The organism is Streptacidiphilus monticola (assembly GCF_042658505.1).
GTDB lineage: Bacteria > Actinomycetota > Actinomycetes > Streptomycetales > Streptomycetaceae > Streptacidiphilus > Streptacidiphilus monticola.
The window spans coordinates 78,092-87,800 of sequence record NZ_JBHSQJ010000012.1; the positions used below are offsets into that span (position 1 = coordinate 78,092).

The window sequence follows — 9,709 nt, forward strand, 5'->3', positions numbered from 1 at the left end:
CCTCGGCCTCCGGGCGGGGCGGGGGAACGGGGGAACTGCTACTGCCGGGCGGGCGCGGGGAGGCGGCGGTTGCCGACGGCCTCGTCCTCGTCGCCGAGCGGACGCACGGCCAGGACGGCGACCGCGGCGAGAATGACGGTCGGCACGACGATCGTGAGGGCCGCGAGCACGGTGGGCGAGGTGACCCACTCGATCGCGCAGACGGCCGCGAGGACCACGGCGACGACGGCGTAGCGCATGTTGGCACTCCTGCGGGGCGGGGATCGGGCTCCGCCCAGTATGCGCCTGACCCGCCGTCAGGCGGCTACCGCCCCCGCGCGGGGCGGCGGGCTGCGCGCGGGCCCCGGCCTCGGCTCGGCAGAGCGCAGCGCGCCCGCGCAGGCCCGAGCGGGTCGGGCGGGGTGCGCGGAGCGCGGCCAGGATGGCAGTCTGGTCCCGTGAGTGAGATCGATCCCAAGACCGACGCCCTGATCCCCGAGTGGATGTACCTTCCGGACATCGCGGAGAAGTGGGGCGTGGAGGTGACCCGCGTCCGCAACATGGTCTCGGACGGGACCCTGATCGCCGTCCGCCGCGGTGAGAACCGCGCCCTGCAGGTGCCCGCCGCGTTCATCGGCGAGGACAAGCCCGTGCGCGGCGTCCCCGGCACGCTGACGGTCCTGCGGGACGCCGGCTTCAGCGACGAGGAGGCGCTGGAGTGGCTGTTCACCGAGGACCCGACCCTGCCCGGCACCCCCGCCCAGGCCCTGCGGGACAACCGCGGCACGGAGGTCAAGCGCCGGGCCCAGGCGATGGCCCTGTGAGCCCGACGCCGACGCCCCGTCAACAGGCCCTGGTGGACGCCCGGTTGTACCTATGCACGGACGCCCGCCGGGAGCAGGGGGACCTGCCCGAGTTCCTGGACGCGGTCCTGGCGGGCGGCGTCGACATCGTGCAACTGCGGGACAAGGGGCTGGAGGCGAAGCAGGAGCTCGCCGCGCTGGAGGTGTTCGCCGACGCGGCGCGCCGGCACGGGCGGCTGCTCGCCGTCAACGACCGGGCGGACGTGGCCCACGCGGCCCGGCCCGACGTGCTCCACCTCGGCCAGGACGACCTGCCCGTCGCGGCGGCGCGGGCGATCCTCGGGGCGGACGTCCTGATCGGGCGCTCCTGCCACGCGGAGGCCGAGGTGGACGCGGCGGCGGCGGAGCCGGGCGTGGACTACTTCTGCACCGGGCCGGTCTGGCCCACGCCCACGAAGCCGGGCCGCCCGGCGCCAGGGCTGGGGCTGGTGTCCTACGCGGCGAAGCTCGGCACGGACCGCCCCTGGTTCGCCATCGGCGGCATCGACGCCGGGAACCTCGACCAGGTCCTGGAGGCAGGCGCCCGCCGCATCGTCGTCGTCCGCGCCCTGACCGCCGCGTCCGACCCGTACCGCGCAGCCCAGCACCTCTCCACGGCGCTCCGCTCCCGCGACTGACCCCCGCCCCGCCCGGCCGAGCGGGCGCACCCGCGCGGAGCCTGAGCAAGCCCCGGGCCCCAGCCCGACGGAACCTGGGCCTCCGGCCCGGTTCCGTCGAAGCTGGGGCCTTCGTCGTCGCGAGCGAGGACGGGGCGAGGCAGGTCAGTCGCCCCGCGTGGTTGGCGGGGAGGGAGCCCCCGGGCCCGCCTGCCGCATGCGCCCTCGGCGGACGCCGCGGCTCAGGCTTCAGCCGTGGCGGCGGCAGGCGCCTCGTCGAGCGAGCGGACGACGCGGGCGGGGTTGCCGACGGCGACCACGTTCGGGGGCAGGTCCCGGGTGACGACGGCGCCTGCCCCGACCACGGTGTTCTCGCCGATGGTCACGCCGGGCAGCACGATGACGCCGCCGCCGAGCCAGACGTTGTCCCCGATGGTGATGGGTTTCGCCGCCTCCCACTTGTCCCGGCGCAGCCCCGGCTCCAGCGGGTGAAAGGGCGTCAGCAGCTGGACGTTGGGCCCGATCTGGACGTCTGTGCCGATCGTGATGGGCGCGACGTCGAGGGCCACCAGCCCGAAGTTGGCGAAGCTGCGGGCGCCGAAGCGGAGGTGGCGGCCGTAGTCCACATAGAGCGGCGGGCGGATGACGGCCTCCTCGCCGACCTCGCCCAGCAGCTGCTCCAACAGCGTGCGGCGCAGCGACTCCTGCCGCGCGGTGGTCGCGTTGAAGGCGCGCATCAGGTCGTCGGCGGCGGCGATGTCCTCGACGAGCTCGGGTTCGTCGCAGACGTAGAGGTCTCCGGCGAGCATGCGCTCGCGCATCGAGCGGGTGTCAGCGGTGGTCGGTTCGGCGCTCATGCGGACGACCGTACGCATCGATGCGTACAGACATCCACAACAAAAGGAATGGGCAAGGGCGCGCTACGCGTCGCCGAGCGCGGCGTGGGCCAGCCGGTGGAGGACGACGCGGGCCGGCTCGGTGACCGGTGCGGCGTCCAGGGCGGCGAGGGAGCCGTCGCGCAGGTCGGCGATGCGCGCACGGACCCGGGCCGGGGCCCCGCTGCGAGAGAGGGCGTCGCGGAGCAGGTCCACGGCCTCGGGCTCGGGGGAGCCGAGCAGGTCGTCGATCAGCCGGGCGTCGGCGGGGGTGGCGTGTGCCAGTGCCTCGGCGACGAGCAGGGTCCGCTTGCCCTCGCGCAGGTCGTCGCCGCTGGGCTTGCCGGTGCGGGCCGGGTCGCCGAAGACGCCGAGCAGGTCGTCGCGGAGCTGGAAGGCCTCGCCCAGCGGCAGCCCGAACTCGCCCAGGGCGGCCACCAGTTGGGGTGATCCCCCGGCCAGCAGGGCGCCGAGCTGGAGCGGGCGCTCCACCGTGTACTTGGCGGACTTGTAGCGGACCACCGTCCTCGCCCGTGCTGCCAGGTCCGCGCCGGGGGCCGGCGGCAGCATGTCCAGGTACTGGCCGGCCATCACCTCGGTGCGCAGCAGGTCGAAGACCGGCCGGGCGTCGGCGGTGGGCAGGCCGCAGCTGGAGAAGAGGGAGTCGGACCAGGTCAGCAGCAGGTCCCCGGCCAGGACGGCGGAGGCCGCGCCCTGGCTCGCGGGGTCGCCGCCGCGGCCCTCCGCCCGGTGACGGGACTGGAACTGACGGTGTATCGACGCCCGGCCCCGGCGGGTGTCGCTGCGGTCCATCAGGTCGTCGTGGACCAGCGCCGCCGCCTGCAGCAGCTCCAGCGCCGCCGCCGCGCGGACCGCGCCCGCGTCGTACGGCGCGCCGCCCGCCGCGCGCCAGCCCCAGTACAGGAAGGCCGCCCGGAACCGCTTGCCGCCGTCGAGCACGAAGCCGCGGACGATGTCGACGAGCGGGAGCAGTTCGGCCGAGACGGATCCGAGGACGGCGGCCTGCCGGTCGAGGAAGTCGGCCAGGGCCAGGTCCACCCGCTCGCGCAGCCCCTCGGCGTCCACCGGGTTGCCTGCGGCCGTCGCCGCGGCGGCGAGCGGGGGGCGGGCGAGCGAGGACGACACCGGGGAACTCCGTGGGATACAGGGGGAACCAGCGTAACGCGAGCCGGCTGTTCACCAGGGGACCGCACCCCGTCTCAGCTGCTGGACATGCGTTTCAAAAGCGTCGTATCCGGCGGCTAACCTGCCTCTATGGCACTCGGGACCCCCAGCACCAGGCATGACCGCGCGGTCTCCATCCGGGATCTGCTGGCGTCCGGGGAGCGCTCGTACTCCTTCGAGTTCATGCCGCCGCGGACCCCGGAGGCGGAGGCCGGACTCTGGAAGGCGATCCGCAGGCTGGAGGCCCTGGGCCCGACATTCGTCGCCGTCACCTACGGCGCGGGCGGCTCCACCCGAGGGCGCACCATCAACATCACCGGCCGGATCGCCGCCGAGACGACGCTCACGCCCGTCGCGCACCTCACCGCTGTCGACCACACCGTGGCCGAGCTGCGCAACATCCTCGGCCACTACGCGGACCAGGGCGTCCGCAACGTCCTCGCGCTGCGCGGCGACCCGCCGGGCGACCCGCTGGGGGAGTGGGTGCCGCACCCGCAGGGGGTCACCTACGCCGCGCAGCTGGTCGAACTCATCAAGGAGGCCGGGGACTTCTGCGTCGGCGTGGCCGCGTTCCCGGAGATGCACCCGCGCTCGCCCGACTGGGACTCCGACATCCGCCACTTCGTGGCCAAGTGCCGGGCGGGTGCCGACTACGCGATCACCCAGATGTTCTTCGACGTGGACCACTACCTGAGCTTCCGCGACCGGGTGGCGGCCGCGGGCTGCACGGTGCCGATCATTCCGGAGATCATGCCGGTGACGACGGTCCGCTCGCTGCACCGCATCCCGACCCTGACGACGGCTCAGTTCCCGGCCGACCTGGCCGAGCGGATGCTCGCGGCCGAGGACGACCCGGCGGCGGTGCGGGCCATGGGCATCGAGTTCGCCACCGCGATGTGCGAGCGGCTGATCGCGGAGGACGCGCCCGGCCTGCACTTCATGACGGCGAACTTCGCCACGGTGTGCTCGGAGATCTACACCAACCTCGGGCTGAACGAATCGCGGTGACAGGCGGGCGCGGTACCGTGTGCCCACTCTGTGAGAGGTGGGACTCCCGTGGGCCTGGTACATGCGGTGCTGTACTGCGCGTTCGCCGTGGTCGCGCTGTGGCTGCTGGGTGAGCTGCTGCTGCAGCGGCGCGCCCCGGTCCACTGGCGCGGGCTGGCCTTCGGCGGCTTCCTGGTGCTGGTCGCGGGTGTGGTCCGGGGCTCGCTGCCGCTGATCGGGGCCGGTGTCGTCGGCTTCGGCGCGGGGCAGTGGCTGACCACGCAGGCGGTGAAGCGCGGCACGGGCGAGCACTGGGCCCTGCGGGCGGCGGAGCGGCTGCCGCTGGCCGGCAGGCTCTTCGGCGCGGAGGCGGCCCCGCCGCCGGAGCCGGAACCCGAGCCCGTGGTCGGCGAGGTGAGCCAGGTCGAGGAGTACGTGCCCGAGCCGGCGCCGGACTCTCTCGAGCAGACCCAGACCTGGGCGCCGGCGCAGGAGGAGATCGCGGACGCCTACTCGGCCTACGCGGAACCCGGCGGCCAGGCGCAGGCCTACGACGAGACCGCGTACGCCGCCGCGTACGGGTACGACCAGCAGCCGTATGTCGCCGACTACGGCTACACACCGGGGTACGCCTACGAGCAGCAGGGCGTGTACGCGGCGGCGCCGGCGGAGGCCGGGGCGGAGCAGCAGCCGCAGGTCGCGTACTACTGGGACGGTCAGCAGTACGTCGCCTACTACCCGGAGTACCAGCCCCAGGCGCAGACGCAGAGCTCAGGCTGGGCCGATCAGTCCGGCGGTTACTGAGGCGGACATCCCCACCCGCGCCAAGCCCCCGCCGGGGTGGGCGTGTTGACCCACCCGGTAGAGCCCGGGGAGGGAGGTGGTGTTCCGCCGCGCCAGGTGGGCGCCACCGCCGCCGGCGAGCGCGGGGCCGGGGACGGCGCCCCAGGCCGCGTGGTGCTCCCTGGCCAGGTCGGCCGGAGTGCGGATCTCGTACCAGAGCACGCGCTCGCGCAGTCCGGGCGCGGCCCGCTCGGCCAGGGTGATCAGGTGCTCCGCGAAGGCGGCGGCGCGCTGGCCGTCCGCCTGCCAGTCGAGCTGTCCGGCGTCCGGGCCGTGGCCGGGGACGCCCGCGCACAGCGAGACGGTCTCGTGGCGGGCGGGGTGAAGTGACGCGTCGTCAGGACGCAGCACCTCCAGGGTCGGAGCGGTCGGCAGGTAGCCGCCGGCCAGCGCGTCCAGCTCCTCCCGCCGGTCCGTGGTGTGGACGACCGTCCGGTGGGGGGTGCCCTCGGGACGTGCGCCCCGGAGGGCGAGCAGCACCACGAAGCGGCTCCGCGTGCTGGGCTCGGGGCTCGTTCCGTCGTCCTCCGGTACGCCCAACCGCGTCAGCATCGCGGGGTCCACGTCGGCGACGACCACGTCGGCGTCGAGTGTCGTGCCGTCCGCCAGCAGCACACCGGTGACCCGCTCCTCGCCGAGCACCCGCGCCACAGGGGAGTCGAAGCGCAGCTCCACGCCCCGGGCCCGGCACCGGCGCAGGACCGCGTCCGCGAGTGCGCGCATGCCGCCGGTGACGTACCAGACGCCGAAGCTCTGCTCCATGTAGGGCAGGACGGTGAGCGAGGCCGGGGCCGTCTCCGGATTCAGTCCGAAGCGCAGGGCGTACTCGTCCAGCAGTGCGGCGAGCCCGTCGTGGCGCAGCTCCTTGCGGGCCACGTCCGCCAGTGTCCGGGGCGGACGGGCGAACAGGCCCCGCTTCGCGGGGGCGTACGGGTCGCGGTGCAGCGGCGCGGTGTCCTCGGGCAGCGGCTCCTCGAGCAGCGGGCGGCGGGTCGCCTCCCACACGCCCCGGCCGCGTTCGAGCAGCTCACCCCAGCGCTCGCCGGCGCCCGTGCCCAGTTTCGCGTCCAGCTCCGCCAGGACCTTCGCGCGGGAGGCGTTGGCCAGGGCGAACCTGGTGCCGTCCGGCAGCACGTGCTCGCTGCCGGGGTCGACCGGGCGCAGCTCGACCTCGTCCTCCAGCCGGGTGCGGCCGGTCTTCAGCATCAGGTCCCGGTAGACCGCGGGCAGCGTGAGCAGGGTCGGGCCGGTGTCGAAGCGGAAGCCGTCGCGCTCGTACTGCCCGACCATGCCGCCGTGCGCGGGTCCGGCCTCGCAGAGGGTGACCGCGTGGCCGAGCGTGGCCAGCCGCGCTGCCGCGGCGAGTCCGCCCATACCTGCACCGATGACGACGATCCGAGCCATGGTGCTTGATCCTATGCGCGCGCGGAACCGCCCTCGGCACCGGTCCGCAGGCCGTCCATCACGATGCCGACCAGGACCGTCGGGTCGGCGGACTTGCCCATGGCCCGGGCGCTCTCGCAGGCCTGGGTGATGCCGCTGGTCAGTTGCATCACCTCGGTCGGGCCGACATCGGTGCGGATGCCGCCGCACTCCTGGGCGCGCTCGACGAAGCGGATCAGCGTCTCGTGCAGGACGCTCCCGGTGGAGTGCTTGCGGTCCCGGGCGAGCAGCAGCCGGCCGGCGAGCCCGCGGAAGGCGCCGACGTGGTCCACCATCCGCACCAGCCACGTCTCCAGGGCGGCCACCGGGTCCTCCGCCTCGAGCAGCGGCTCCGCGTCGGCCAGGACGGAGTCCATCCAGCGGCGGCAGACGGCGTCCAACAGGTCCGCGCGGGTGGGGAAGTGACGGTAGAGCGTGCCCGCGCCGACACCGGCGCGCCGGGCGATCTCGTCGAGCGAGGCGTCCGCGCCGCCCTCCAGGAAGACCTCATGGGCGGTCTCCACCAGGCGCTCGTAGTTGCGGCGGGCATCGGCACGCATGGGCCGTTCGGTCGGCTGCGCGGCCTTGCTCGTCATCTCCGGCCCTTCCCTCCTTGATAAACGGAGACTGTCTCCGTATCGTCTTTCCCAGGGAAAGCGGAGAGTTCCTCCGCTTCAGTCTCCCAGATTCCTTCTGCCCTGCGCCATGACCTCTCGGGGGAGAGCCATGCCCACGTCGGAGAACATCATCCACGCCCCGGCCGCAGCAGCGGCCGCGCGGGCGGCGGAGCAGCCGCCCCGGCGGCACCCGCTGGCCCTGCTCACCATCCTCACCTGCCAGTTGATGGTCATCCTGGACGCCACCGTGGTGTCCATCGCACTGCCCGGCATCCAGCGCAGCCTCGGCTTCGACGCCGCCGGACTGTCCTGGGTGCAGAACATCTACCTGCTCGCCTTCGGCGGCCTGCTGCTGCTCGGAGGCCGCGCCGGCGACAGCTTCGGACGCCGCCGCCTGCTGGTCCTCGGCGTCGGCCTGTTCACCCTCGCCTCGCTGGCCGGCGGACTGGCGACCAGCCCGGGCATGCTGCTCGGGGCGCGGATCGCCCAGGGCGTCGGCGCGGCGCTGGCCGCCCCGAACACGCTCGCCCTGATCGTCAGCACCTTCCGCGACCCGGCCGAACGGGCGCGCGCCATCGGCCTGTTCTCCGCGATGTCCGCGGGCGGGGGGACCGTGGGGCTGATCCTCGGCGGGCTGCTCACGTCCCTGATCTCCTGGCGCTGGGTCATGTTCATCAACGTGCCCTTCGGACTGGCCGTCAGTCTCCTCGCGCCGCGCGTCGTCCAGGAGCCGGAGCGGCACCCGGGGCGGCTGGACGTCCCCGGTGCGGCGCTGGCCACGACCGGGACGGCGGCCCTGGTGTACGGCTTCATCCGGGCCGCCCGCGACTGGGCCGACCCGCTCGCGCTGGGCAGCTTCGCCGCCGCCGCGCTGCTGCTCTCCGGGTTCGTCCTGGTGGAGCTGCGGACCGAGCGCCCGCTCCTTCCGCTCGGGCTGCTCGCGACCCGGGTGCGGGCCGGCGGCTACGCGGCGATGGCGCTGGTCGCGGCGGCGATGTTCGGGATGTTCTTCTTCGTCACCCAGTACCTGCAGGTGGTGCTCGGCTACTCGGCCATGCGGGCCGGCCTTGCCTTCCTGCCGCTGACCGTGCCGCTGTTCGCGGCCGCGCGGACCGTGCCGCGGCTGGTGCCGCGCTGGGGGCCCGGGCTGTTCCTGCTCACCGGGCCGCTGCTGATCGGGGCCGGGATGCTGCTGCTCACCCGGCTCGGGCCGGACAGCCGCTTCGCGACCGGGGTCCTGCCCGCGCTGCTGCTGTTCGGGTTCGGGGCCGGGTCCACCATGGCCCCGCTGTCGCTGACGATCCTGCACGGGGTGCGGCCCGAGGAGTCCGGGGCAGCCTCCGGGACGCTGCAGACCATGCAGCAGGTCGGCGGCGCGCTCGGCACCGCCGTGCTGCTGACGGCGTTCAGCGCGGCCGAGCACCCCGGCCCGGCCGGGTTCGCGCACGGCGTGGCGGTCGCGATGGGCTGGGGCGCACTGGCCGTCGGCCTCGCCTGGGCGGTCCTGGCACTGGTGGTCCGCCCGCGCGGGCGGTTGGAGTGACGCCGGACCTGACGTGCCGCGCTGACGTGGCGTCAGGTGGCCGCCGGCGCGGCCGTCCTGGCGGCGCGGCGCTCCTTGCGGCGGCGCCAGAAGCGGCGGATCCGGGAGAAGGTGAAGCACACCAGCAGCAGGCCGAGGGCCAGCAGCACACCCGCGGTGATCGCGGCGGGCACCGGGTGGAACAGCGCCCAGCTGACCAGGGCGGCCACGGTGAGGTCCTCGCCGAGGCTGACGACGATGTTGGAGAAGGGCTCGGGCGAGGTGTTGATGCCCATGCGCAGGCCGGCCTTGGTCAGATGACTGGCCAGCGCGGTCGAACCGCCCAACGCCCCTGCGGCCAGGGCGCCCAGGGACTGGTGGCCGTGCCCCGCGATCAGCGCGGCCACGACGCCGCCCGCGATCGGGCGGACGACGGTGTGTGCGACGTCCCAGAGCGAGTCCACGTAGGGGATCTTGTCCGCCACAGCCTCGATCAGGAACAGCACGGCCGCAGCGACCAGGACGTCCGTCCGCTCGAGCGCCGGGGGCACCTGCGTCAGCCCGTCGAAGCGTCCGAGCAGGCCCAGGACCAGGACCACCGCGTAGGCGTTGATGCCGCTGGCCCAGCCGCTGGTGAAGACAAGAGGAAGAACATCCACGCGGGCAGGGTAGGGGACGCCGGATCGGTGAGTACAGGTACTCAGAAGGATCACGGCCGCGAGTTGAGTATCCGCGCGGATGGTTCCCGACCTGCGCGAAGGGCAGTCTTGTGGCACCGGGACGGACCGGGGGCCGCAAGGCTCCGGGCCGCCGGCCCGGC

At 74.2% G+C, this 9,709-nt stretch carries 11 protein-coding genes; 5 read left to right on the top strand and 6 right to left on the bottom strand.

What is annotated here, in order from left to right; all coding sequences use genetic code 11:
• Positions 1-38 precede the first annotated feature (38 nt).
• Positions 39-239 (bottom strand): hypothetical protein, encoded by a 201-nt coding sequence (locus ACFP3V_RS04395; protein WP_380579879.1) that lies wholly within the window; start codon positions 237-239, stop codon positions 39-41.
• A 198-nt stretch (positions 240-437) separates the two neighbouring features.
• On the opposite strand from ACFP3V_RS04395, the gene ACFP3V_RS04400 reads away from it, so the two are divergent.
• Both ACFP3V_RS04400 and thiE read left to right on the top strand, forming a co-directional pair.
• A complete protein-coding gene (locus ACFP3V_RS04400; protein ID WP_380579882.1) occupies positions 438-803 on the top strand; it encodes an Rv2175c family DNA-binding protein in 366 nt (121 codons plus the stop codon).
• Positions 800-1,459 carry a thiamine phosphate synthase gene (thiE, locus tag ACFP3V_RS04405; RefSeq protein WP_380579885.1) on the top strand — a complete coding sequence of 220 codons (660 nt, stop codon included), beginning with the start codon at positions 800-802 and terminating at the stop codon, positions 1,457-1,459. Before ACFP3V_RS04400 ends, thiE begins: the two co-directional genes overlap by 4 nt.
• A 221-nt stretch (positions 1,460-1,680) precedes the next feature.
• On the opposite strand, the gene ACFP3V_RS04410 is transcribed toward thiE, so the two are convergent.
• Entirely contained in the window at positions 1,681-2,295 is a 615-nt protein-coding gene (locus ACFP3V_RS04410; protein ID WP_380579887.1) for a sugar O-acetyltransferase, read from the bottom strand.
• 63 nt (positions 2,296-2,358) lie between these two features.
• On the bottom strand, positions 2,359-3,459 hold the full coding sequence (locus ACFP3V_RS04415; protein WP_380579889.1) for a polyprenyl synthetase family protein: 1,101 nt from the start codon (positions 3,457-3,459) through the stop codon (positions 2,359-2,361).
• Between the two features lie 129 nt (positions 3,460-3,588).
• Here ACFP3V_RS04415 and metF point away from each other — a divergent pair, with 129 nt between their 5' ends.
• Together metF and ACFP3V_RS04425 are read left to right on the top strand one after the other, a co-directional pair.
• Positions 3,589-4,506: a methylenetetrahydrofolate reductase [NAD(P)H] gene (gene metF, locus ACFP3V_RS04420; protein WP_380579891.1), complete on the top strand. Its 918-nt coding sequence runs from the start codon at positions 3,589-3,591 to the stop codon at positions 4,504-4,506.
• 48 nt (positions 4,507-4,554) lie between these two features.
• Complete coding sequence (locus ACFP3V_RS04425) at positions 4,555-5,289, top strand: hypothetical protein (RefSeq protein ID WP_380579893.1); 735 nt, start codon at positions 4,555-4,557, stop codon at positions 5,287-5,289.
• Here the strand turns inward: ACFP3V_RS04425 and ACFP3V_RS04430 are convergent.
• Both ACFP3V_RS04430 and ACFP3V_RS04435 read right to left on the bottom strand, forming a co-directional pair.
• Complete coding sequence (locus tag ACFP3V_RS04430; RefSeq protein ID WP_380579895.1) at positions 5,257-6,732, bottom strand: phytoene desaturase family protein; 1,476 nt, start codon at positions 6,730-6,732, stop codon at positions 5,257-5,259. The genes ACFP3V_RS04425 and ACFP3V_RS04430 overlap by 33 nt on opposite strands.
• A gap of 11 nt (positions 6,733-6,743) precedes the next feature.
• The gene (locus ACFP3V_RS04435; RefSeq protein WP_380579897.1) at positions 6,744-7,346 is read right to left on the bottom strand and encodes a TetR/AcrR family transcriptional regulator; all 603 of its coding nucleotides are present in this window, start codon (positions 7,344-7,346) and stop codon (positions 6,744-6,746) included.
• A 130-nt stretch (positions 7,347-7,476) separates the two neighbouring features.
• On the opposite strand from ACFP3V_RS04435, the gene ACFP3V_RS04440 reads away from it, so the two are divergent.
• Complete coding sequence (locus ACFP3V_RS04440) at positions 7,477-8,910, top strand: MFS transporter (protein ID WP_380579899.1); 1,434 nt, start codon at positions 7,477-7,479, stop codon at positions 8,908-8,910.
• 32 nt (positions 8,911-8,942) lie between these two features.
• On the opposite strand, the gene ACFP3V_RS04445 is transcribed toward ACFP3V_RS04440, so the two are convergent.
• Complete coding sequence (locus ACFP3V_RS04445; RefSeq protein ID WP_380579901.1) at positions 8,943-9,548, bottom strand: DUF4126 domain-containing protein; 606 nt, start codon at positions 9,546-9,548, stop codon at positions 8,943-8,945.
• Between the last annotated feature and the right edge of the window lie 161 nt (positions 9,549-9,709).